This window comes from Achromobacter sp. FW305-C-30-7 (assembly GCF_058783105.1).
In genome coordinates, this window is record NZ_JBYSYI010000002.1 from 65,814 (window position 1) to 87,910 (window position 22,097).

At 65.2% G+C, this 22,097-nt stretch carries 22 protein-coding genes; 5 read left to right on the forward strand and 17 right to left on the reverse strand.

What is annotated here, in order from left to right:
- Nucleotides 1-2: 2 nt before the first annotated feature.
- The 4 genes from AC3WOB_RS07220 to AC3WOB_RS07235 all read right to left on the reverse strand — a co-directional run bounded on the left by AC3WOB_RS07220 (nt 3) and on the right by AC3WOB_RS07235 (nt 4,402).
- Complete coding sequence (locus AC3WOB_RS07220; protein WP_492274647.1) at nt 3-950, reverse strand: ABC transporter permease; 948 nt, start codon at nt 948-950, stop codon at nt 3-5.
- Nucleotides 940-1,932: an ABC transporter permease gene (locus AC3WOB_RS07225; RefSeq protein ID WP_454693953.1), complete on the reverse strand. Its 993-nt coding sequence runs from the start codon at nt 1,930-1,932 to the stop codon at nt 940-942. The genes AC3WOB_RS07220 and AC3WOB_RS07225 overlap by 11 nt, the downstream gene beginning before the upstream one ends.
- 62 nt (nt 1,933-1,994) lie before the next feature.
- A complete protein-coding gene (locus tag AC3WOB_RS07230; RefSeq protein ID WP_492274648.1) occupies nt 1,995-3,572 on the reverse strand; it encodes an ABC transporter substrate-binding protein in 1,578 nt (525 codons plus the stop codon).
- A gap of 74 nt (nt 3,573-3,646) precedes the next feature.
- A complete protein-coding gene (locus tag AC3WOB_RS07235; RefSeq protein ID WP_492274649.1) occupies nt 3,647-4,402 on the reverse strand; it encodes an aspartate/glutamate racemase family protein in 756 nt (251 codons plus the stop codon).
- A gap of 249 nt (nt 4,403-4,651) precedes the next feature.
- Here AC3WOB_RS07235 and AC3WOB_RS07240 point away from each other — a divergent pair, with 249 nt between their 5' ends.
- Nucleotides 4,652-5,371: a GntR family transcriptional regulator gene (locus tag AC3WOB_RS07240; RefSeq protein ID WP_492274650.1), complete on the forward strand. Its 720-nt coding sequence runs from the start codon at nt 4,652-4,654 to the stop codon at nt 5,369-5,371.
- 78 nt (nt 5,372-5,449) lie between these two features.
- Here AC3WOB_RS07240 and AC3WOB_RS07245 read toward each other — a convergent pair whose 3' ends face one another.
- Nucleotides 5,450-5,740, reverse strand: a complete 291-nt coding sequence (locus tag AC3WOB_RS07245) for a DUF3579 domain-containing protein (protein WP_013392635.1) — start codon at nt 5,738-5,740, stop codon at nt 5,450-5,452.
- Between the two features lie 219 nt (nt 5,741-5,959).
- Here AC3WOB_RS07245 and AC3WOB_RS07250 point away from each other — a divergent pair, with 219 nt between their 5' ends.
- A complete protein-coding gene (locus AC3WOB_RS07250) occupies nt 5,960-7,141 on the forward strand; it encodes an aspartate aminotransferase family protein (RefSeq protein WP_492274651.1) in 1,182 nt (393 codons plus the stop codon).
- Nucleotides 7,142-7,199: 58 nt separating this feature from the next.
- The gene (gene argF, locus AC3WOB_RS07255; protein WP_492274954.1) at nt 7,200-8,141 is read left to right on the forward strand and encodes an ornithine carbamoyltransferase; all 942 of its coding nucleotides are present in this window, start codon (nt 7,200-7,202) and stop codon (nt 8,139-8,141) included.
- 131 nt (nt 8,142-8,272) lie between these two features.
- Here the strand turns inward: argF and AC3WOB_RS07260 are convergent, their stop codons facing one another.
- From AC3WOB_RS07260 to AC3WOB_RS07290, 7 genes are all read right to left on the reverse strand, one after another.
- A complete protein-coding gene (locus tag AC3WOB_RS07260; RefSeq protein WP_492274652.1) occupies nt 8,273-8,995 on the reverse strand; it encodes an amino acid ABC transporter ATP-binding protein in 723 nt (240 codons plus the stop codon).
- The gene (locus AC3WOB_RS07265; RefSeq protein ID WP_492274653.1) at nt 8,992-9,744 is read right to left on the reverse strand and encodes an amino acid ABC transporter permease; all 753 of its coding nucleotides are present in this window, start codon (nt 9,742-9,744) and stop codon (nt 8,992-8,994) included. Before AC3WOB_RS07265 ends, AC3WOB_RS07260 begins: the two co-directional genes overlap by 4 nt.
- Before the next feature lie 72 nt (nt 9,745-9,816).
- The gene (locus tag AC3WOB_RS07270; protein WP_492274654.1) at nt 9,817-10,593 is read right to left on the reverse strand and encodes a basic amino acid ABC transporter substrate-binding protein; all 777 of its coding nucleotides are present in this window, start codon (nt 10,591-10,593) and stop codon (nt 9,817-9,819) included.
- A 324-nt stretch (nt 10,594-10,917) separates the two neighbouring features.
- Nucleotides 10,918-11,481, reverse strand: a complete 564-nt coding sequence (locus tag AC3WOB_RS07275; RefSeq protein ID WP_492274655.1) for a hypothetical protein — start codon at nt 11,479-11,481, stop codon at nt 10,918-10,920.
- A gap of 13 nt (nt 11,482-11,494) precedes the next feature.
- Nucleotides 11,495-12,025, reverse strand: a complete 531-nt coding sequence (locus AC3WOB_RS07280) for a carboxymuconolactone decarboxylase family protein (protein ID WP_492274656.1) — start codon at nt 12,023-12,025, stop codon at nt 11,495-11,497.
- Nucleotides 12,026-12,027: 2 nt separating this feature from the next.
- A complete protein-coding gene (locus AC3WOB_RS07285; RefSeq protein ID WP_013392630.1) occupies nt 12,028-12,981 on the reverse strand; it encodes a Bug family tripartite tricarboxylate transporter substrate binding protein in 954 nt (317 codons plus the stop codon).
- Between the two features lie 70 nt (nt 12,982-13,051).
- Nucleotides 13,052-13,918, reverse strand: a complete 867-nt coding sequence (locus AC3WOB_RS07290) for an amidohydrolase family protein (RefSeq protein ID WP_492274657.1) — start codon at nt 13,916-13,918, stop codon at nt 13,052-13,054.
- A 97-nt stretch (nt 13,919-14,015) separates the two neighbouring features.
- Here AC3WOB_RS07290 and AC3WOB_RS07295 point away from each other — a divergent pair, with 97 nt between their 5' ends.
- On the forward strand, nt 14,016-14,948 hold the full coding sequence (locus AC3WOB_RS07295) for a LysR substrate-binding domain-containing protein (protein ID WP_492274658.1): 933 nt from the start codon (nt 14,016-14,018) through the stop codon (nt 14,946-14,948).
- A gap of 77 nt (nt 14,949-15,025) precedes the next feature.
- Nucleotides 15,026-16,366 carry an argininosuccinate synthase gene (gene argG, locus AC3WOB_RS07300; protein ID WP_013392627.1) on the forward strand — a complete coding sequence of 447 codons (1,341 nt, stop codon included), beginning with the start codon at nt 15,026-15,028 and terminating at the stop codon, nt 16,364-16,366.
- A 408-nt stretch (nt 16,367-16,774) separates the two neighbouring features.
- On the opposite strand, the gene AC3WOB_RS07305 is transcribed toward argG, so the two are convergent.
- The 5 genes from AC3WOB_RS07305 to AC3WOB_RS07325 form a co-directional block, all read right to left on the reverse strand.
- On the reverse strand, nt 16,775-18,703 hold the full coding sequence (locus AC3WOB_RS07305; protein WP_041653043.1) for a potassium transporter Kup: 1,929 nt from the start codon (nt 18,701-18,703) through the stop codon (nt 16,775-16,777).
- Nucleotides 18,700-19,815, reverse strand: coding sequence for a sensor histidine kinase (locus AC3WOB_RS07310; protein ID WP_013392625.1), 1,116 nt, complete (start codon nt 19,813-19,815; stop codon nt 18,700-18,702). Before AC3WOB_RS07310 ends, AC3WOB_RS07305 begins: the two co-directional genes overlap by 4 nt.
- Nucleotides 19,816-19,881: 66 nt before the next feature.
- Nucleotides 19,882-20,553: a response regulator transcription factor gene (locus tag AC3WOB_RS07315; RefSeq protein ID WP_006218435.1), complete on the reverse strand. Its 672-nt coding sequence runs from the start codon at nt 20,551-20,553 to the stop codon at nt 19,882-19,884.
- A 65-nt stretch (nt 20,554-20,618) separates the two neighbouring features.
- Nucleotides 20,619-21,101, reverse strand: a complete 483-nt coding sequence (locus AC3WOB_RS07320) for an ExbD/TolR family protein (protein WP_013392624.1) — start codon at nt 21,099-21,101, stop codon at nt 20,619-20,621.
- Nucleotides 21,101-22,096, reverse strand: a complete 996-nt coding sequence (locus AC3WOB_RS07325) for a MotA/TolQ/ExbB proton channel family protein (protein ID WP_013392623.1) — start codon at nt 22,094-22,096, stop codon at nt 21,101-21,103. Before AC3WOB_RS07325 ends, AC3WOB_RS07320 begins: the two co-directional genes overlap by 1 nt.
- Between the last annotated feature and the right edge of the window lies 1 nt (nt 22,097).

Below are 22,097 nucleotides of genomic sequence, written 5' to 3' on the forward strand. Positions count from 1 at the left end.
GTTCAGCGCAGACGGGGATTCAGGGCGTCGCGCAGCCAGTCGCCCAGCAGGTTCACCACCAGCACGATCAGGCTCAGGTACAGCGCGGGAAACACCACCACCCACCACTGCCCCGAAAACAGGAACTGGTTGCCCAGCCGGATCAGCGTGCCCAGAGAAGGCTCGGTAGGCGGCATGCCCACGCCCAGGAAGCTGAGCGTGGCCTCGATCAGGATCGCCAGGCCCAGGTTCAGGGTGGCGGTCACCATGACCGGCGTCAGCGTGTTGGGCAGGATGTGCGTCAGCATGATGCGCAGCGAGCTCACCCGGGTCAGGCGCGCCGCCTGCACGTATTCCTTGCCGCGCTCCACCAGGGCCGAAGCCCGCACCGTGCGCGCGTACTGCACCCAGTTGGTCATCGAGATGGCCAGGATCAGGATCACCGCCGACAGGGTTTCGCGCATGCCGGGCGGCAGCAGCTGGCGGAATACCGCCGTCACCAGGATCGCGACCAGAATGGTCGGGATGCTCAGCAGCGTGTCGCCCAGGCGCATCAGCGCATTGTCGACCCAGCCGCCGAAATAGCCCGCCGCCAGCCCCACCAGCAGGCCGATGGCCAGGGACAGCACCACCGTCGCCAGCCCGATCACCAGCGACATGCGCGAGCCGTACAGGATGGCGGACCAGACATCGCGGCCCTGCGTGTCCGTGCCCAGCAGGAATTGCGGGTCAGAGCCTGCCTCCCAGACCGGCGGCAGCTCCGCGTTCAACAAGTCCAGCTGCGCCAGGTCGTAGGGATTCTGCGGCGCGATCCAGGGCGCGAACACCGCCAGCAGCACCACCGCCAGCAGCACGATGCCCGCGCCCATGGCCACGTAGTCCTGCCGCAGGCTCCACCACAGATCGCTGCGCAGGAAACGGGCCAACCAGCCCTGGCCCTGCCCCGTTGCGGAAAATGGCTTAGTGAGCATTGGCGCCTCCCTTGACGTGCTGGCTGCGCAGGCGCGGGTCGACCACGCCGTACATCATGTCCACCAGCGTGTTCAGCGCCACGAAGATGAAGGACACGATCACCAGATAGGCGGCCATGACGGGAATATCCACGAACATGACCGATTGGATGAACAGCAGCCCCATGCCGGGCCACTGGAAGACCGTTTCGGTAATCAGCGCAAAGGCGATCAGGTTGCCGATCTGCATGCCGGTCACGGTGATCACCGGCATCAGGCAGTTGCGCAGGGCCAGCCGGAAATGCACCACGCGGTCGGGCAGGCCGCGCGCGCGGGCGAACTTGATGAACTCGGTGCGCAGCGTCTCCAGCATCTCGGCCCGCACCAGGCGCATGATGAGCGTGATCTGAAACAGCGCCAACGTAATGGAAGGCAGCACCAGCGCGGCGCGCCCGGATGGCGTGAGCAGGCCGGTGGTCCACCAGCCTATCTTCACCGTGTCGCCGCGCCCGAAGCCCGGCAGCCAGCCCAGCTGCACCGAGAAGATCAGGATCAGCATGATCCCCACCACGAAGCTGGGCAGCGAGATGCCCAGGATGGAAACGAACTGCAGCGTTTGCGCCAGGCGCGACTTGCGGTAGATGGCCGTCAGCACGCCCAGCGGCACGCCGATGACCAGCGACAGCAAGGTCGCCATCAGGACCAATTCGAACGTGGCCGGAAAGCGTTCGGCCACCAGCGCGAACACGTCCTGCTGGTTGCGGTAGGAAATGCCGAACTCGCCCTGCGCCGCGTTGGTCACGAAGTGCACGAACTGCATGCCCACCGAGGCGTTCAGGCCCAGGCGCTCGCGCAGTTCGTCGCGCTGCGTCTGCGAGGCCTGCTCGTTGAGCATCATGTCGACGGGGTCGCCGACGAACCGGAAAATCACGAAGGCCAGCAGCGCCACCGCCAGCATGACGCCGACCGCGTTGAAGACCCTTCTTACGATGAACGCCAGCATATGCGGCTCCCCTTCAGACCTCTGTCATTCCCAGGACCGCCGGCGGGCGACGGTCCGCGGCCTCACTGCATGCGCACAGTCCACAGGCGCGCCTTGTTGTCCGGCATCTGCAGCACCTCGCCCACGTTCTTGCCCACGGCCCAGGCCATCGGCTGCTGGTGCAGCGGCAGGAAGCGCGCGTCGTCATGCAACGTCTGCAGCACGTCGGCCATCATCTGCACCCGCTTGGGGCGATCCATTTCGGCCGCCGCGGCGTCGATCCTGGCGTCCAGCGCCGGATCGCCCCACTGGCCCCAGTTGAAGACGCCCGCCGGGCCGCTGCGGCTGTGCATCACCTGCAGCAGGATGGACAGCGCGTCGATCTGCGGTTCGTTGGCCCAGCCGTGGATGGTGATGTCGAACTCGCCGCGCGAGCGCTTGGGGTTCTGCAGCGAACGCGGGCCGCTGGCCAACGAAGCCTTCACGCCGATCCGCGCCCACATGGAGGCGGCGGCCTGGCAGATTTCCTCTTCATTGACGAACATGTCGTTCGAACACAGCAGCGACACCGTGAATCCGTCCGGGTAGCCGGCCTCGGCCAAGAGCTTCTTGGCGCGCGCGGCGTCGAACGGCAGGCGCTCTTCCTGCTTGGGCTCGTAGCCCGGGATGGACGGCGCCACCAGCGCCCCCGTGGTGCGCGACAGGCCGCGCATCACGCGCTTCTGGATCAGTTCCGGCGACAGCGCCATGTACAGCGCCTGGCGCACTTTCAAATCCTTCAGCGGATTCTTGTCGGTGATGTTGGAGCCGACCAGCTTGTCGCCCAGGTTGAAGCCGAAGTACAGGGTGCGCAACTCGGTCGAGGCCAGCACCTTGACGTTGGACGCCGCGCGCAGCCGGTCCAGATCCTGCAGCGGCGCGTTCTCGGTAAAATTGATGTCACCCGACAGCAGCGCCGCCACCCGGGTGGGCGCGGACGCGATCGGCGTGAATTCGATGCGGTCCAGGTTGTGCTGCGGCTTGTCCCACCAACCGGGGTTGACCACCAGCACGGTGCGCGTGTCCGGGCGGTACGACTCCACCTTGAAGGGACCCGTGCCGTTGGCGTTGTGGGTGGCGTAGCCTTCGATCTTCTTGGCCGCGTCGGTGGGCTTCAGGCTGTTGTTGTCCACCAGCCATTGGCGGTTGAAGATGAAGATATTGGTCAGGTCATTGAGCATCAGCGGATACGGACGCGTCATTTCGATCTCGACCGTGTAGTCGTCCACCTTGCGCACCGCCTTGAAGGCCGGCAGATTGCCCTTCAAGGGCGAGGCCTCGTCCGAGACCCGGGTCATCGACGCCACCACATCGTCCGCCGAGAACGGCGCGCCGTTGTGGAACTTCACCCCTTTGCGCAGATGAAAGCGCAACACCGTGGGCGACGGGGTCTCCCAGGACTCCGCCAACGCGGGCGTAATGTTGAACTTGTCGTCATAGCGGATCAGCGCTTCGTACACATGGTTCAGGAACGCCAGGTTGAAGGTGCTGCCGTACGAGTACGGATCCAGCGAATCCAGGTCCCGCGCCGCGCCCCACTTCAGCGTGTTGGCGGCGCTGGCCCCCGTGATGGCCGACAGCGCGATCACGGCGCCCGCGGTCCACTTGAGCAAAGTCTTCATGGCTGCAACTCTCCCTTGTGTATCGGTCTGAACTCGCCGGGGGCGAGCCCGGCGCGGTGGATAAGACGAAGAAACTAGGAATGCGCGCCCGGACGTATCAGCGACAGCCGCTGCGCGCGCTCCAGGGACGCCAGCGCCAGCGCCTGGGCCAGGGCGGCGCGGTAGGAATCGATGATGGGCACGGCCGGCAGGCGCGGCAGGCTGGGCAGGTAGCCCGCCAGCGCGGCCCCCGCCACGATCACGACGTCCGCGCCCTGCGCCACGGCCGCGTCCAGCGCCCGGCTGACCTGCAGCGCCGACTCGGCCGAACGCGACACGTAGTCCAGGGCATTGCCCGGCAAGGCCAGAATGCCGGCGCAGCGGGACTCCAGCCCCAGTTGGCGGATTTGTTCGCGCAGCATGCCGGGCCAGCGCTGTCCCACTGTCACGATGGCGTAGCGGTCGCCGCGCTGCATGGCGCTCATGATCGAGGCCTCGGCCATGCCCACCACGGGCACGTCCAGGCGTTCGCGCACCGCGCCGATGCCGGGTTCACCGAAACAGGCCAGCAGGCAGGCGTCGAATCCGCCGTCCGGCGTCTCGCCGGCCGCCCGCTCCACGATGTCCAGCACCGCATGGGCGGCAATGGCCGCCTCCGCGCGGCTGGCGATGTAGGCGGGGCCGAAAGCCGCGGTCACCGCATGGATGCGGACCGTATTCCCGTAAAAAGCCTCGGCCTGGCTGGCCAGGCTGGTCGTCAGGTCGGACGTGGTGTTGCCGTTGACCACCAGCAGGCGGTAAGGCGAGGAAAGGGACAGCTCGGTTGCAGCGGCCTGCGGTACAGCGGACATGGATCAGCCTTTGTTTATTTGTATACAAACAAAAAGACTGTATTTGGACAATCTTGAATGTTTTGTATAAAAATTTGTATACGATTTATGTCGCCAATGTACTCCGCAGAGTCACGGCGGCAAGCTATCGCTAACCCTTAGCCTGCGGTGTAGTATGCTTTCCTGCACCAAGAAAAATGCGCGCCGGCAGCGCCAGCCGGGCCATTCCAACACTCTGAAAAGCGCGCAGGCATAGGAGCCAACAAGAAGATGAAGTCCCTCGCGCCGCCGGCCAATGAGCCCGCCAAGAAAGACGTCAGCCGCAACGAAATCGTATACAAAAATTTGCGCATGGCCATCATTGAGCAGGCCCTGCTGCCGGGCGACAAGCTGCCCGAAGACATCATCGGCGAGCGATTCGGCGTCAGCCGGACCATCGTCCGCAGCGTCCTGACGCGCCTGTTCAGTGAAGGGCTGGTGGATCTGCGGCCGAACCGCGGCGCCGCCGTGGCCCGCCCCAGCCTGGAAGAAGCGCACGACATCTTCGAGGCGCGCCGCTGCCTGGAGCGCGACGTGGCGCGCCGGCTGCTGCAACACATCACCGAGGCGGGGCTGGCACGGCTGGAACAGCACGTGGCGCAGGAAGAAGAAGCCCGCAAGCGCAACAGCGCCAACGAATCGATCCGGCTGTCAGGCGAATTCCATATCCTGATGGCGGAGCTGTCGGGCAATGCGGTGTATGCGCGCTACGTCAACGAGATCGTGTCGCGCTGCTCGCTGATCCTGGCCCTGTATGGCCGGCCGCATTCGAGCGAATGCGCGGTCAGCGAACACATGGAGATCGTGGCGGGCCTGCGCGCGCGCGACGAGAAGCACGTGCTGCACCTGCTGGAGCACCATCTGGAATCGGTAACCGCGCGCGCGCTGCTGACCGCGGACGGCCAGGGCGTGCGCGATATCCGCAAGATCCTGGACCGCTACGGCACGTAGGGGCGCGCCCGCCCGACGGGCGTGCGGCGTCCCCCAACGAAAAAGCGCCCGGTCCGGGCGCTTTTTTGGTTGGGGAGGCTAGATTTCGCGCTCTTCCGTCTTGAGGTTGTTGTCGCGAGCGAAATCCACCACGAACTTGTACGCCAGCGGTTCCAGATCGCGCAAACGCAAATCGACCACGATCCCGCGCACGCCGTCGATCACGACGGGCAGCACATAGGGCGAATAGGTGAGGTGGTTACCGGCACAGCCGGCGGGCCGGAACTGTGCCATTACGCCGGCGAGCCGTTCCGCCCAATCGCTGGGGCGAAAGCGGCTACCGCTTTCGGTAACGCCATGAATTACGAATTGTCTGACGCGAGTTGCCATGAGTTCTTCACTACAGCGCGCCCTTCACGAAAGCCGGATCTTCGGCGTGATCAAACATGCGCCCTGCGCCGCGAATTGTATATGATTGATCCTTTGCCCTCTTTCAAAAAGCGATTCGCCTGGGAAAACGAGCTGCCGGGGCTGCCAAACCCGGCGGCATTCCACGGGAACTCCGACCGAGCTCCAGCGCAATCCGCTTCATCCACAGGAGGATCCGCGATGACCTCGCCTCTGGCCAATATCTACGCCCGGCTGCCGGTATCGTTCACGCACGGCCAGGGCGTCTGGCTGTGGGACGCCGAAGGCCGCAAGTACCTGGACGCGCTGGCCGGCATCGGGGTGTCCTGCCTGGGCCACGCCCATCCGAAACTGGTGGCCGCCATCAGCGAGCAGGCCGCGCGCGTCATCCATACCTCGAACATCTACGAAGTGCCGCAGCAGGCCGAACTGGCGGCGCGCCTGACGCAGTTGTCCGGCATGCAGGAAGTCGCGTTCAACAACAGCGGCTCCGAGGCCAACGAGGCCGCGATCAAGCTGGCCCGCTATTACGCTTACCAGCGCGGCAACAAGCACGCCCACATCATCACCATGGATTCGTCCTGGCATGGCCGCACGCTGGCCACGCTGGCGGCCACGGGCAGCGAAAAGGCGCGCAAGGGCTTCGAGCCCCTGCCCTCGGGCTTCATCCAGGTGCCCTACAACAGCGTGGACGCGGTGCGCGCCGCCGGCGACGCCGAACCGCGCGTGGCCGCCGTGCTGCTGGAGGTGCTGCAGGGCGAAGGCGGCATCCGTCCCTCCGACATCGCCTATCTCCAGGAAGTGCGCCGGCTGTGCACCGAGCGCGGCTGGTTGCTGATGATCGACGAAGTCCAGTCCGGCATCGGCCGCACCGGCAAATGGTTCGCCCACCAATGGGCCGATATCGTCCCTGACGTCATGACCCTGGCCAAGGGCCTGGCGGGCGGCGTGCCCATCGGCGCCATGCTCGCCGCCGGCCCGGCCGCGGGCGTGCTCACGCCCGGCAGCCACGGCACCACCTTCGGCGGCGGCCCGCTGGTCTGTGCGGCCGGACTGGCCGTGCTGGACGCGCTGGAATCCGAAAACCTGCTGGACAACGCCCACAACGTCGGCAACCACCTGCAAGCCGCCCTGGCCGACGCGCTGGCCGGCACCCAGGGCGTCACCGAAATCCGCGGCCGCGGCCTGATGCTGGGCATCGAGCTTGCCCGCCCCTGCGGCGTGCTGGCCCTGCGCGCCCTGGAGGCCGGCCTGCTCATCAACGTCACGCGCGACCGCGTCATCCGCATGTTGCCGCCGCTGATCCTCAACCGCGACGAAGCCGACCGCATCGTCGCGATCCTGGTTCCGCTCATCCAGGAATTCCTGGCCGAAACACCATAAAATCAACGTCCCGCCCGGGCCATGAGCCTGGCCGGGCCCCATGACCTGCGACATCACCATGACTCCTCCCACGACTCAAAACGGCCCGTTGCGGCACTTCCTGCAGTTCAAGGACTTCTCGTCCGCCGAGATCGCCTACGTGCTGGACCGCGCGCGCCTGATCAAGGACAAGTTCAAACGCTACGAACCCCACATGCCGCTGCATGACCGCACGCTGGCGATGGTGTTCGAAAAGGCCAGCACGCGCACTCGCGTGTCGTTCGAAGCCGGCATGTACCAGATGGGCGGTTCGGTCATCAACCTGACCTCCAACGACTCGCAGCTGGGCCGCTCCGAGCCCATCGAAGACACCGCGCGCGTCATCTCGCGCATGGTCGACATCGTCATGATCCGCACCTTCGAGCAGACCCGCATCGAGCGCTTCGCCTCGCACTCGCGCGTGCCCGTGATCAACGGCCTGACCAACGAATTCCACCCTTGCCAGATCCTGGCGGACATCTTCACCTACATCGAGCACCGCGGCCCCATCGCCGGCAAGACGGTGGCCTGGGTGGGCGACGCCAACAACATGGCCTACACCTGGCTGCATGCCGCCGAAATGCTGGGCTTCACGCTGCACGTGTCGACCCCGGCCGGGTACGAGCTCGAAGCCTCGCGCATCGGCACGCCGCCGGCCACGGTGCTGCGCCAGTTCAAGGATCCCATGGAAGCCTGCAAGGGCGCGCACCTGGTCACCACCGACGTCTGGACCAGCATGGGCTATGAAGCCGAAAACGAAGAGCGCCGCGCCGCCTTCGCCGACTGGTGCGTGGACGCCGAAATGATGGCCGCCGCCGACGTCGAAGCCGTGTTCATGCACTGCCTGCCCGCCCACCGCGGCGAGGAAGTCACCGGCGAAGTGATCGACGGACCGCAAAGCGTGGTCTGGGACGAAGCCGAGAACCGCCTGCACGTGCAGAAGGCGCTGATGGAGTTCCTGCTGCTGGGCCAGATCAAGTAAGGCCTACGCCTACAAAAAAAGGCCTGCGCTTCTGTCGATGCGCAGGCCTTTCTTGTGTTGGAGGCAGGCTGCCATATGGGGGGCATTCTCACCCGCCGTCAGGACAGCAGCAATAATGGGCGCCAGGGCAATTACAGAACCTTGCGCAAGAAGTCCCGCGTACGTTCATGGCGCGGCTCACCCAGCACTTGCCGCGGCGGCCCCTCCTCCATGATCACGCCCTGATCGATGAACAACACTCGATCCGACACTTCCTGCGCAAAACCCATTTCATGCGTCACCACCACCATGGTCATCCCCTCTTGCGCCAAGGCCTTCATCACCGTCAACACCTCACCGACCAGTTCGGGATCGAGCGCCGAGGTCGGCTCATCAAACAGCATGACTTTCGGTTCCATCGCCAGCGCGCGGGCAATGGCCACACGTTGCTGCTGGCCACCCGACAACTGATTTGGAAACGCGTCGATCTTTTCCAGCAGGCCGACTTTCCGGAGCAGCCTTTCGGCCGCCGGCACGGCGTCTCGGCGGGACAGCCTCCTGACTTCCATCGGCGCCATGATCAGGTTTTCCAGCACCGACATGTGCGGGAATAGGTTGAAGCGCTGAAACACCATGCCCATGCTGGAACGCAGCGCGTTCAGATCGACCTTGGGATCATGGACCTTGACGCCGTCTACGATAATCTCGCCATCGCTCGCTTCCTCCAGGCCGTTGAGGCACCGCAGAAACGTGCTCTTGCCGGAACCGGACGGACCAATCATACAGACCACTTCTCCCTCTTTGATATCGCAGTCGATACCGCGCAGGATATGCGCCGGGCCAAACTGCTTATGCAGTTTTCTGACGTGTATCACCGTGCATCCCCTTTGCCATAGCGGGTTTCAAGATGCCGGACGAGCGCCGACAACAGCAGCGTAATAGCCCAGTAGATCAGCGAAATCGTCAGATACGGCTCCCAGTAGCGGGCATAGGCGCCGGACACCGTGCGTGCCGCATACGCCAGTTCCGCCAGACCGATGGCCGACGCCAACGAGGAATCCTTGACTATGGCAATGGCGTTGTTGCCCAGCGGCGGCAACATGCGGCGGAAAGCCTGCGGCAACACCACCTTGCGCAGCGTCCTCATGTAGCTCATGCCGAGCGAGCGCGAGGCCTCGTTTTGGCCACGATCAATCGACTGGATGCCGGCGCGAAAAATCTCCGATACATAAGCGCCTGAATTGAGCGTGATCGCCAGCACCGCCGAGGTGAATGCGCCGTATTGCGAGCGAACTTCACGCGCGATATCGCCGCTCAGAATCAAACCGTCGCTGGGATTGATCAGCAGCGGCATCAGCGCGAAGTGAATCAACAGAATCTGCACGAACAGCGGAGTGCCACGCACGAAACTGACGTAGATGCGCACCGGCCACTGCACCATGTAGTGCAGGGAGTATTTCCAGAAACCGTGGCGCGCCTGCGCCAGACGGCCGACGCCCAAAGCCAGGCCCCAGCACGTTCCCGTGATCACACAGATCAGCGCGACCTTGATGGTCATCCACGTGCCCTCGACAAACAAGGGCAGATACTCGCCAATGATTTCCCATTGAAAGAAAGAATTCATGAATGGAATCCGGAAGGAAATTCGCCCACGATCCGCAGCGAGAGCGTGGGCATGAAAAGGTTCTTGCGTGGCTTACAGCGGCAGCGCTGGCACGTTGGCGTCGAACCATTCCTTGTAGATCTTGGCGTAGGTCCCGTCGGCAACGATCTTCTTCAAACCGGCATTGATCTTGCCTTGCAGTTCGCTGTTGCCCTTCTTGACGGCGATACCGAAGTACTGGCGCGTGAACTTGGCATCGTTGACCACTTTGAATTGCTTTTCAGGATGGCTCTTGATGTAGAACTTGATCACGCCGACGTCGCCGATCGCGGCATCGATACCGCCTCGATACAGCTCTTCCAGCATCAGCGGCGTATTGTCGAAACGGTGAATGGCCGTACTGGACTTGCCTATTTCGTCCGAGATGACGATGTCGCCCGCGGTCGAATTGACTACACCGACTTGCAGGGCCTTCAGGTCCGCCAGCGCGGCAACCTTATTGTCGGCGCCAGTGATGATGACTTGCTCGGCCGGGAAATAAGGCAGCGAAAAGTCGACCATCTTGGTGCGCTTTTCAGTGATGGTAATGCCGGAGATGATGATGTCGCGGTCGCCCTGGCCCAGGGTGGCGAAAATGCCTTCCCAGGGCGTGCTGACCAGCTTGATCTTGAAGCCGGACGCGTGGGCAATGGCCTTGATGATGTCGATGTCGAAGCCGACCAGTTCCTTGCTCGGCGTTTCGAATTCAAAGGGACGGTAGGTGCCGCCTGCACCGACGACATAAGTCTGATCGGCTGCACTGACGTTGGTAGCGCTCAGCGTCAGTGCCAGAGCACAGCTCGCGCGCATGACGAACTTCTTGAACAACATGGTTTTCTCCCTGGGATGCCGGCGACCCACGACAACCGGCGCCAGACGGCCGACCAGCAAATGCCCACGGGCTTCGCTGTGTTCAGGCCCGGCTTCGTTGCGGGACTCGCACTTGCACGAACTGCCGGAAAATTCCAGGCCGCGCGAAACTCGGGATGTTCCGGCGCTCGTTTCTGGAGGTCAACGTATTAATTATTGATTTTTATAGAAAAAAATTAGATTTACCAAACAAGATTTCCATCGGCTCAAAAACCGTTTCAACAGTCTGATTGCGCGCGCATGGCAGGCGAGTCCCGGCGCCTGCTCCGCGGCTCCGCGCCCTTCCTACAGAATGCGTTTGAACATGATGCGGCGCGTATTGCGGAATGACGGCCGCACGCGGCTGCTCCAGTCGCTGGCGCGCACGGCCAGCCAGGGCGGGCTGCCGAAGGTCTCGCGCGTGTGCAGGTCGTAGCAGGCCAGGTAGCGCGGCGACTCGTCGCGGCATTCATAGCGCATGGCGCGCACCGTGCCAGGCACGGACGCCAGGCCCGGCAGATGCTCCTGGTCATACCAGGCATTCAGGTCGGCTTCGGCCTCGGGCAGCACGTCGGTTTCGACGATGTAGTGCCACGGCGCGTCCTGCCCCGCCGAGGCGCCGGCCAGGTCCAGCGTCAAGTGCAGCACGCGGCTACGGGCGCCCGGAAAGCTCTCGGCCAGGCGGGCCTGCGCTTCCGGCAAGGCGGCCGCCGGACCGCGCAGATAGACGTAGGTTTCGTCTTCTTCAACGGCGGCGTACGCGGCGGCGCGCAGGCCTTCCAATCCTTGGGTCAAGGTCCGCCCAAGTTCACCTGCCCGCGGTTCGTCGAAGCGCTCGCCCAGCGATACCAGCAATACGGTTTCCTGCACTCCAGTCTCCTTTTCAATGTCCGACGCGCAAAGCCACCAGGAAGCGCGAGACCATGTTGTACGCGCCCACGGTCGCCGCCAGTTCCACCAGCTGCGTGTCATCGTAGCGCGCGCGCAGCGGCGCGAACACGGCGTCCGGCACCTCGATGTCGCGCGTCATGGCGTCCGTCAGCGCCAGCGCCTCCGCCTCGCCCGGCTCCAGGCCTTGCAATTCCGCAGGCGCAGGGCCGCCGCGCAATGCGTCGACCAGCGCTTGCGGCATGCCAGCGGCCAGCGCGTGCGGCACATGGGCCTCGAACTCGTACGGCGCGTTGTTCAAGGTCGCCACGCGCAGGATGATCAACTCCCGCAGGCGCGGTGGCACCGAAGTGTTCAGGCGGATCGCCGTCAGCATCGCTTCCCAACCCTGGACCACGGCCGGGCTGTTCAGCAGCACCTGGTACAGGGGCGAGATGCGCCCCCGCGCAGCCGAGATCCGCGCCTCGACTTCAGCCAGTTCCGGGCGAGTGCCGGGCGTCACGAGCCCTACTCTGCATGCGTTCATTTTCACTCCGGACGGATGTTCTTGCGCTGGATCAGCGCGGTCCACTTCTCCCGGTCCGACGCGATCAGGGCAGCCAGTTCCTGCGGGCTGCCGGGCGCGGCCTGGGCACCGAACTTCTCCAGGCGGGCGCGTACGCTCTCCGTGTTCAGCGCGGCGCGCACGGCCTGGTTGAGCTTGTCGATCGTGGCCGGCGGCGTGGCGGCCGGCGCCACGATGCCGTACCAGTTGTTGGACTCCACCCCGGCAATGCCTTGCTCGGCCAGGGTCTTGACCTCGGGCAGCAGCGGATGGCGGGTCGGCGCGGCGATGCCCAGGGGCTTGAGCTTGCCGCCCTGGATATGGCCGATCAGGCCGGGCACGTCGCCGAAGAAGCCCGACACCTGATTGCCCATCACGTCGTTGATGACCGGGGCCGCGCCCTTGTAAGGCACATGCATCACGTTCGCCTTGCTGGAGTCGGCGAACATTTCCAGCGTCAGGTGGGGAATGCTGCCGATGCCCGACGAGCCGATCGCCACCGATTGCGAGGCGGCTTGCGACTTCTTGACGAAGTCCGCGGCGTCGACCGCCGGATTGGACGGATTCACCACGAACACCGTGGCGTTGTTCACCACCTTGGACACCGGCGCGAAATCGCGCACGGGGTCATACGGCAGGTCCTTGTACAGCGCCGGGCTGATCGCTACCGCGCCCACGCTGGTCAGGAACAGCACCGAGCCGTCGGCGGGCGACTTGGCCACGTAGGCCGCCGCGATGTTGCCGTTGGCGCCGGCCTTGTTCTCCACGATGACCTGCTGCTTCAGCTCCTTGCCTAGTTGCTCGGCCAGCACCCGGCCCACCAGATCCACCGGCCCGCCCGGCGGGAAGGCGATGATGAGGCGCACCGGCCCGTCGGCATGGGCGGAGCCCACAGCGGCCAGGCTCAGCAGGCCGGCGGACAGTATTTTCTTGAACATGATGTCTCCTGATTGAATGGAATTTTCTTGTCATCCGCGCGCCGCCTGATGGCGGCCGCGTTTGCCGCGTCTACTCGAATCCGTACAGCCGCGCCGGGTTGTCCACCAGGATGCGCTGGCGCAAGGCCGCATCGGGGCAAGCTTCGAAAAACAGGTCGACCAACTCGCCGTCATCCGGCATGTCGCCGGCCACGTTCGGATGCGGCCAGTCCGTGCCCCACAGGCAACGGTCGGGCAAAGCCTCGGCCAGCGCGCGCACAAAGGGCAGGCCCTCGGCATACGGACGCGTGCCGGACGCGATGCGGTCGATGCCCGACACCTTGACCCAGGCCTGCGGCACCTGCGCCAAGCCGAGCAGCGCCTGCATCGCCGGCGACTCCAAACCATCGGCAGCTTTCAACCGCCCCATGTGATCGACCACGAAGGGCAACGGCAGCGTAGCCAGGCGCGGCAACAGTTCCGGCAGCATCGCGCCGTCCAGATGCAGGCACAGATGCCAGCCCAGCGGCGCGATCAGGGCCACCACCTGGTCAAAGACCGCCGGATCGGGCGCGCCGCCCAGATGCGGCACAAAGTTGAAGCGGGCCGCGCGCACCCCGCCCTCATGCAATTGCCTGACGCCGGCCTCGGTGGCGTCAGCCCCCAGCAGCGCCACGCCGCGATAGCGGCCGCCGCTCCGGGCCAGCGCGTCCAGCAAGGCCCGGTGGTCGGAGCCATGGCAATTGGCCTGCACCACCACCGCGCGCTCCACGCCCAGGCGCTCGTGCAGCGCCGCCATGGCCTGGTAAGGCGCGTCCGGCGGCGTGTACGAGCGGCCCTCGGCATACGGAAACACGCCAGCCGGCCCGAACACATGGCAATGCGCATCGCACGCGCCAGGCGGCAAGGCGTGGCGGGGACGGGACGGTGAGGCAAGCGGAGGACGGCAATCGGGCACGGGCGGGTTCCTGCGGTGAAAGCGTCATGGTCCCGGATTGCCCGCAGTCCAACAATGCTATATCTTTGATTTCAGATATAGATTTTCCAAATATCAGATGGACCTGAAGCAGATCGAATACTTCCTGCGCGTGGCCGAGAGGCGCAGCTTCTCGCGCGCGGCCGAAATGCTGGACGTGGCACAGCCCACGCTCAGCCGCCAGGTCCGCCTGCTGGAACTGGAACTCGGCCAGCACCTGCTCTATCGCAACGGGCGCGGCGCCGAACCCACCGAGGCCGGACTGCGCTTCCTGGAGCACGCCCGCGCCCTGCTGACCCTGGCCGAACGCGCCAAGGAAGATCTGCAGACCCTGCGCGAAACGCCCACCGGCAAGGTCGTGGTGGGCCTGCCGCCCCGCATCGCGCGGGTGCTGACGCCGCCGCTGGTGCAGGCTTTCCGCCGCGGCTTTCCCGAAGCCTCCATCGCCGTGGCCGAAGGCCTCAGCGCCCAGGTGCGCGAATGGCTGCTGGCCGGCCGCGTCGACCTGGCCCTGCTCTACGATCCCGCACCCTCGCCCCAGCTGGCCTACGAATCGCTGTTCCGCGAAGACCTGGTGCTGGTGGCCGCCGCCGGACGCCGGCCCGCCCTGCCCGCGCGCATCGCCGTGGCGCAACTGGGCGACTACCCGCTGGTGGTGCCCAGCCTGCCCAACGCCATCCGCACCCTGGTCGAAAGCGTGTGCCGCGCCCAGGGCGTGCGCCTGACCATCGCCGTCGAGGTGGACGCCGTCCAGACCATCGTCGAACTGGCCGCCCAGGGCGACGCCTACGCCATCCTGCCACGTTCGGCCGCGCGCGGCCCCGCCGCGGAACACGAGCTGTCGCTCTGCGACATCGTCGACCCGATCATCACCAACGACCTGGTCCTGGCCAGCGCCCGCCACCGCCCCGCCACCCGGCTGGCCGCCGCCACCGCACTCCTGATCCGGCGGCTGGAGCTGCCAGCCCTATTCGCGCCCCCCGGCCCATCCGCGGCAAAAGAGTTAAAATAGCGTCCGTTTCTCTTGTTTGGCGGCTAGCGGCTGTCCAAGTCTGCTGTCCAAGTCCTGTTGGCGTCTCACTTCAAACAATGACCACTATTCTCCCGAACCTTCCCACCGGCCAGAAGGTCGGCATCGCCTTCTCCGGCGGCCTCGACACCAGCGCAGCGCTCCTGTGGATGCGCAACAATGGCGCCATCCCCTACGCCTACACCGCGAACCTGGGCCAGCCCGACGAGTCCGACTACGACGAGATCCCGCGCAAGGCCATGGCCTACGGCGCCGAAAAGGCCCGCCTGATCGACTGCCGCGCGCAGATGGTGGCCGAAGGCATCGCCGCCCTGCAATCGGGCGCGTTCCACATCTCGACCGCCGGCATCACCTACTTCAACACCACCCCCATCGGCCGCGCAGTCACCGGCACGATGCTGGTGGCCGCCATGAAGGAAGACGACGTCAACATCTGGGGCGACGGCAGCACCTTCAAGGGCAACGACATCGAGCGCTTCTACCGCTACGGTCTGCTGACCAATCCGGACCTGAAGATCTACAAGCCCTGGCTGGACCAGCGCTTCATCGACGAGCTCGGCGGCCGTTCCGAAATGTCGGAATACATGCGCCAGGCCGGCTTCGACTACAAGATGTCGGCTGAAAAGGCCTACTCCACCGACTCCAACCTGCTGGGCGCCACCCACGAAGCCAAGGACCTGGAGCACCTGAACTCCGGCATCCGCATCGTCAAGCCCATCATGGGCGTCGCCTTCTGGCGCGACGACGTCGCCGTCAAGGCCGAGGAAGTCACCGTCCGCTTCGAGGAAGGCCATCCGGTCGCCCTGAACGGCGTGGAATACAGCGACCCCGTCGAACTGATGCTCGAAGCCAACCGCATCGGCGGCCGCCACGGCCTGGGCATGAGCGACCAGATCGAAAACCGCATCATCGAAGCCAAGAGCCGCGGCATCTACGAAGCCCCGGGCCTGGCCCTGCTGTTCATCGCCTACGAGCGCCTGGTCACCGGCATCCACAACGAAGACACCATCGAGCAGTACCGCGAAAGCGGCCGCAAGCTCGGCCGCCTGCTGTACCAGGGCCGCTGGTTCGACCCGCAAGCCATCATGCTGCGCGAAGCCGCCCAACGCTGGGTCGCCCGCGCCGTCACCGGCGAAGTCACCATCGAACTGCGCCGCGGCAACGACTACTCGCTGCTGAACACCGAATCGCCCAACCTGACCTACGCGCCCGAGCGCCTGTCCATGGAAAAGGTCGAAAACGCCCCGTTCACGCCCGCAGACCGCATCGGCCAGCTCACCATGCGCAACCTCGACATCGTCGACACCCGCGGCAAGCTCTTCACCTACGTGAAGACCGGCCTGCTCGCCTCCTCCGGCAGCTCGCTGCCGCAGCTGAGCGACGAAGGCAAGAAGAAGTAATTCTTCAACGCCCAAAACAAAGCCCTTCGGCATGCCGAAGGGCTTTTTGTTTGGGCAACATCAATCGCAAGAAACCGCCGAAGCCCCCAAAGGCCGCCCGCGCGGCCGGCCGGGGGCGAGCCCCGCAAAATCCATCGCCACACCCCACTCTAGGCGAGGACGTCAAGCACACTACCCGCGCCAGCGACCGGACAAATTCAACTGGCGCAGCCTGTGGCGAGGGGGCGTGGGACGCGCGGGGCGTCGATAAGCCCGAGGGAATCGGAAGGAGTCGCCGAAGGCGAGGACGACGATGACGACGGGGGAGCCCGGAGCGAAGGCTCCGGGCCGCAATCGTTGCCCCGCGCGTCCCACGCGCCCTCGCCACAGGCGTCATAAGAACTCACCGCATCGGCAAGAACCCAGAGCCTAGAGCTCCACCTGCATCCCCATCTCCACCACCCGATTAGCCGGAATCTTGAAAAACTTAGTACTCCGCGTAGAGTTCCGCGCCATGAACGAAAACACCGCCCGCCGCCACCGCCACAACGCCGGCTTCCTGGCCGCCACCACCGTCTGCCGCGACAGGAAGTAGGAAGTCCGCATCGGCTCCAGATCAATCTCGGGATAGGCCTCCGCCACCAGCCGCAGCGCCTCCGGCACGTCCGGATCTTCCTTGAAGCCGTAGTTGATCGTCGCCTGCCAGCTCGACGCCGACAGCTTGGTCACGGAGAAGCGTTCTTCCGGCGAGACATAAGGCACGTCCGCCACCAGAATCGTCAGGAACAGCACATGGTCGTGCAGCACCTTGTTGTGCTTCAAGTTATGCAGCAGCGCCGGCGGCACATTGCCCGAATTCATCGTCATGAAGATCGCCGTGCCTGGTACCCGCGACGGCGGATATTCCTCCAGCTGCGCCATGAATTCCTTGAGCGGCTGACGGTCCCGCTGCTGCATCTCGGACAGCAGCCGGCGTCCGCGCCGCCAGGTCATCATCAGCGTGAACACCACGATGGCCACCAGCAGCGGCAGCCAGCCCCCCTCATGGATCTTGAACACATTGGCCGAGAACAGCAGCACGTCAAACAACAGCAGCAGGCCCAGCGCCACCAGCCACAACACACGTTTGATTCCGGTCGAACCGCGCGGCAGCACCGCGAAAGCCAGCACCGAAGTCGTGAGCATCGTGCCAGTGACCGCAAAACCATAGGCCGCGGCCAGATTGTCCGAATTGCGGAACAGCAGCACCAGGATCAGCACCGCGCACAGCAGCAGCGCATTGACCTGCGGCAGATAGATCTGCCCCTTCTCGACCGCCGAGGTGTGCAGGATCTGCATGCGCGGCCAGAAGCCCAGTTGCACCGCCTGCCGCGTGACCGAGTAAGCCCCGGAAATCACCGCCTGCGACGCCACGATGGTCGCGATGGTCGCCAGCGCCACGAGCGGAGCCAGCCCCCATTCCGGCGCCATCATGAAGAACGGATTGCGTATCGCCGTCGGATCGCGCAGCAGCAGCGCGCCCTGGCCGAAATAACACAGCGTCAAGGCCGGCAGCACCATGCTGAACCAGGCGCGGCGGATCGCCGGACGACCGAAGTGGCCCATGTCGGCATACAGCGCCTCGGCGCCGGTCAGGGCCAGCACCACCGCCCCCAGCAGCACGAAACTGATCCACGGAAACTCGACGATGAAGCGCAGCCCCCACATCGGATTCAACGCCCGCAGCACTTCCGGGGTCTGCCAGATCTGCCACCCGCCCAGCGCCGCCAACGTGCCGAACCATAGCAGCATCACCGGACCGAACAGTTTGCCCATGGCGCCCGTGCCGTGCGACTGGATCGCGAACAGAGCGATCAGCACCACCAGCGCCAACGGCACCACCCAGGCATCCAGCTGATGCGACACGATACCTATCCCTTCCAGCGCCGACAGCACCGAGATCGCCGGCGTGATCATGCTGTCGCCATAGAACAGCGCCGCGCCAAAGATCCCCAGCACGATCAGCACCCAGCGCAGCTTGCCTTCGCGCCCGCGCACCGCCAATTCCAGCAAGGCCAGCGTGCCGCCCTCGCCACGGTTGTCGGCACGCAGCACCAGGGTCACGTACTTGAACGACACCACCACCATCAGCATCCAGAACAAGATAGACAGCACGCCCAGCAGGTGGGCCGGCTCCAGATCGGTGTGCACGCTCAGTCCCGTCAAGCAGGCCCGCAGCGTATACAGAGGGCTGGTGCCGATATCGCCATACACCACACCCAGTGCCCCCATGATGAGAGCCGCGCGCGACGACGGCGCGTGTCCGCCGAGTGCATGCCCATTGGACGACGAAGGAACGCTGGCCGAACCTTGGCTCATGATGTAGGTTCTTGACGAGTGAGTTGGGCTCCCTTGCGGGGGCCGGGAAACACGACGGAAAGCCGTGTTCCTGAAAAGTCCGGGCGGCTGGTGAGCTTCCACCAGGCGCCATGCGCATGCGCGATTTCCCGCACGATGGCCAACCCCAGGCCCGACCCGCCCGCGGTAGCCGTGGGCGAGCGGTAGAAGGCTTCGAACACGCGTTCGCGCTCATCCGGAGAAATGCCAGGCCCGTCGTCCTCCACGGTCAGCGAAGGCGGATTGGCGCCGACGATCAGCGTGATGCGGCCGGTCTTGTTGCCATAGCGCAGCGCGTTGTCGATGAGATTGCCCAGCAGCTCGGCCAACAGCAAGGGATCGGCGTCGATCCAGATCGGCGCATCGGGCGCCACCAGATCCAGCTCGTAGTGCGCCTCGCGCACCCGCGGAAACCACTCCGCGCCGTTCGCGCGCACCCATTCGCACAGGTCGATGCGCACGAAACTGTCTTGCGGGCGGGCGTTGGGATCGGCGCGCGCCAGCACCAGCAGTTGCTGCCCCAGGCGGATCATGCGGTCGCTGACGGCCTTGATGCGTTCCGCCCGCGCCCGCACGTCGTCGGGCAAGGGACGCGCCAGCATCAGTTCGGACTCCAGCCGCAGGCCGGACAAGGGCGTGCGCAACTGGTGCGCCGCATGGCCGATGAAGCGGCGCTGCGCCGCCAGCGAGGCGTCCAGGCGCAACAGCAAGTCATTGGTGTGCGTCACCAGCGGCTCGATTTCGACCGGCACGCCGGCCACTTCCAGCGGCTGCATGTCGTCGATGGAGCGTTGCCTGATCTCCTCAGACAGATGATTGACCGAACGCAGCCCCGAGCGCACGCCCTGCACCACCACCCAGGTGAACAGCGCAATCAGCGCGATCTGCCCCACCACCATCAACCAGAAGAAATCTTCCAGCATCCAGAGCGACATGTCGATCTTGTGCGTGATGACCCAGGTGGCTGCCAGGTCCAGCAGGACCAGCAGCAGGATCGGCGGCATCAGGCGAATGACCAGATGCCGCGCCAGCGAACGAGAGGGAAGCAAGGGGCGAGAAGCCGGAGTAGAGGTAGGAGCGCGTTCCTGCATCATGACGCAATACCCTCGCCCAGGCGTATGGATGCGCTCGGCCGGCGCGATCCGGCCGAGGCCGGCCCGTCAGGCCGTTTCCACATCCAGCATGTAGCCAAAGCCGCGTACCGTCTGAATGCTGGCGCCCGTGCCTTCCAGGCGCTTGCGCAGGCGGTACACATAGACTTCGACGGCGTTTTCGCTGAAGTCGGCATCCCAGGCCGAAAGCGAGTTCACGATCTGGCGCTTGGTCACGACGCGGCCGACGCGGGCCATCAGCATTTCCAGGACAGAAAGTTCGCGCACCGACAGGGACAAGCGCTGGCCATTGGCGCGGACTTCGCGGCCGACGGTGTCGAACACCAGCGGTCCGACTTCGATCAGGGGCTGCGCCTGGCCGGCGCGGCGCCGGCCGAAGGCGCGCACGCGCGCCGCCAGCTCGGGCAGTTCGAAAGGTTTGGTGACGTAATCATCGGCCCCGGCATCCAGGCCGGCGACGCGGTCCTCGATGCCATCGCGGGCGGTGAGAATCAGCACGGGGACCTGGTTGCCGTCCTGCCGCAACTGCCGCAGCACGTCCAGTCCGCTCATACCGGGGAGGTTGAGGTCGAGCAGCATCAGGTCGTAGGGCTGACCTGCCAAGGCGCCCAGAACCCGGTCGCCCTCGGTCAGCCAGTCGACCGCATAGCCTTGGTCGGCCAGAAATTCCTGGAGCGCGTGGCCCAGGGTGGTGTCGTCTTCGATTACCAGAACTCGCATGCGGCGATTCTAGCGCGATCCCGGCCGGAACGGGGCGTGAAATACGCCCCGGGGCCGGGAAGCGTTCAAGGTGCGGACGGAGCCGGGGCGGCTCCGGCTGCGGCGGGGGTTGCCGCGCCCGCGGCGCCGCCCGAAGGAGGCGTGGTGACGAACCCGATGCGCGTCATGCCCGAACGGCGCGCCGAAGCCATGACCTTGGCCAGCGTCTCGTAGCGGGTGTTCTGATCCGCGCGGATGCGGATCTCGGGTTGCGGCTTGGTGCCGGCGATCGACTTGAAGCGGTTGGGCAGGTCGTCGATATTGACCGGCTTCTCGTCCCAGAACAGCGCGCCGCTGGCATCGATGGCCAGGTCGACGGTCTTGGGCTCTTCCTCGATCTGCTCGGCGGCCACCTGGGGCATGTTGATCTTGATCGAGTGCGCCAGCAGCGGCGCGGTGATGATGAAGATCACCAGCAGCACCAGCATCACGTCGATCAGGGGCACCATGTTGATCTCGGAAACCGTGTGGCTTCCGGACCCTTTGCCCTCGAAGCTGCCAAAGGCCATTATTCGCTCCCGCGTTGAGCCGCAGCGCCGTTGCCGTTCTGGCGGCGCAGGGCGCGCACCTTGCCGTCGGACAGCGCAACTTGCTGGCCGGTGGTCAGGAACGCGAACAAATCATGCGCGAAGGCATCCAGGCGCGACAGGAACACGCGGTTGTTGCGCACGAAGGTGTTGTAGGCCAGCACCGCGGGAATGGCGACCGCCAGGCCCAGGCCCGTCATGATCAGCGCTTCGCCCACCGGACCAGCGATGCGGTTGATGGTCACGCCATCGGACAGGCCGATGCCGACCAGGGCATGGTACACGCCCCAGACCGTACCGAACAGGCCCACGAACGGCGCCGTCGAACCGACCGACGCCAGCACCGTCAGGCCGTTTTCCAGCTTGGCGGTTTCTTCGTCGATCACCTTGCGCATGGTGCGCGTGACGAAATCGGTATTGCTCCCGGCTTCTTCCAGCTTGGTCGCGCCGAACTTGTTGTGATGCGCCTGCGCATGCATGGCATGGCTGGCCAAGTGCGAGAACGGATCGCGCGCGCCGTGCGTGACGATTTCGTTTTCCACCTGCTCGAGCGAGCTGGCATTCCAGAACTTGTTCAGGAAGTCCGCCGAGCGCTTGCGCATGCTGACGTTGCTGGCCACCTTGACCAGGATCAGGTACCAGGTCACCAGCGACATCAGGATCAGGATGATGAACAGGCTCTTGCCGACAAAGTCGCTCTGCGCAATGAAGTGCATGAAACCCATGTCGGGGACCGCGATGGGAGCCGGCGCGGCAGGCAGCGCCGAGGGCAGCGCGGCGGCGGCGCCTTGCAGCGTGTCGGCCGACTGCTGGACAGCGCCAGCGGCTTGCTGAGCCACGGCGCCGACGGTCGAGGCGGCTTGTTGGGCGGCGGGCGCGGCCGCAGCCGCGGCAGGCGCAGCAGCGGCGGCAGCCGGCGCTGCCGGGCTGGTGGTCGCCTGCGCCACCAGGGTGGCGCTATGCAGTGCGTTGGACATC

Bases quoted from the DNA above. Each gene is read 5' to 3' on its own strand.
- AC3WOB_RS07220 (WP_492274647.1), bottom strand. From the start codon at position 950: ATGCTCACTAAGCCATTTTCCGCAACGGGGCAGGGCCAGGGCTGGTTG.
- AC3WOB_RS07225 (WP_454693953.1), bottom strand. From the start codon at position 1,932: ATGCTGGCGTTCATCGTAAGAAGGGTCTTCAACGCGGTCGGCGTCATG.
- AC3WOB_RS07230 (WP_492274648.1), bottom strand. From the start codon at position 3,572: ATGAAGACTTTGCTCAAGTGGACCGCGGGCGCCGTGATCGCGCTGTCG.
- AC3WOB_RS07235 (WP_492274649.1), bottom strand. From the start codon at position 4,402: ATGTCCGCTGTACCGCAGGCCGCTGCAACCGAGCTGTCCCTTTCCTCG.
- AC3WOB_RS07240 (WP_492274650.1), top strand. From the start codon at position 4,652: ATGAAGTCCCTCGCGCCGCCGGCCAATGAGCCCGCCAAGAAAGACGTC.
- AC3WOB_RS07245 (WP_013392635.1), bottom strand. From the start codon at position 5,740: ATGGCAACTCGCGTCAGACAATTCGTAATTCATGGCGTTACCGAAAGC.
- AC3WOB_RS07250 (WP_492274651.1), top strand. From the start codon at position 5,960: ATGACCTCGCCTCTGGCCAATATCTACGCCCGGCTGCCGGTATCGTTC.
- argF (WP_492274954.1), top strand. From the start codon at position 7,200: ATGACTCCTCCCACGACTCAAAACGGCCCGTTGCGGCACTTCCTGCAG.
- AC3WOB_RS07265 (WP_492274653.1), bottom strand. From the start codon at position 9,744: ATGAATTCTTTCTTTCAATGGGAAATCATTGGCGAGTATCTGCCCTTG.
- AC3WOB_RS07270 (WP_492274654.1), bottom strand. From the start codon at position 10,593: ATGTTGTTCAAGAAGTTCGTCATGCGCGCGAGCTGTGCTCTGGCACTG.
- AC3WOB_RS07280 (WP_492274656.1), bottom strand. From the start codon at position 12,025: ATGAACGCATGCAGAGTAGGGCTCGTGACGCCCGGCACTCGCCCGGAA.
- AC3WOB_RS07285 (WP_013392630.1), bottom strand. From the start codon at position 12,981: ATGTTCAAGAAAATACTGTCCGCCGGCCTGCTGAGCCTGGCCGCTGTG.
- AC3WOB_RS07295 (WP_492274658.1), top strand. From the start codon at position 14,016: ATGGACCTGAAGCAGATCGAATACTTCCTGCGCGTGGCCGAGAGGCGC.
- argG (WP_013392627.1), top strand. From the start codon at position 15,026: ATGACCACTATTCTCCCGAACCTTCCCACCGGCCAGAAGGTCGGCATC.
- AC3WOB_RS07305 (WP_041653043.1), bottom strand. From the start codon at position 18,703: ATGAGCCAAGGTTCGGCCAGCGTTCCTTCGTCGTCCAATGGGCATGCA.
- AC3WOB_RS07310 (WP_013392625.1), bottom strand. From the start codon at position 19,815: ATGATGCAGGAACGCGCTCCTACCTCTACTCCGGCTTCTCGCCCCTTG.
- AC3WOB_RS07315 (WP_006218435.1), bottom strand. From the start codon at position 20,553: ATGCGAGTTCTGGTAATCGAAGACGACACCACCCTGGGCCACGCGCTC.
- AC3WOB_RS07320 (WP_013392624.1), bottom strand. From the start codon at position 21,101: ATGGCCTTTGGCAGCTTCGAGGGCAAAGGGTCCGGAAGCCACACGGTT.
- AC3WOB_RS07325 (WP_013392623.1), bottom strand. From the start codon at position 22,096: ATGTCCAACGCACTGCATAGCGCCACCCTGGTGGCGCAGGCGACCACC.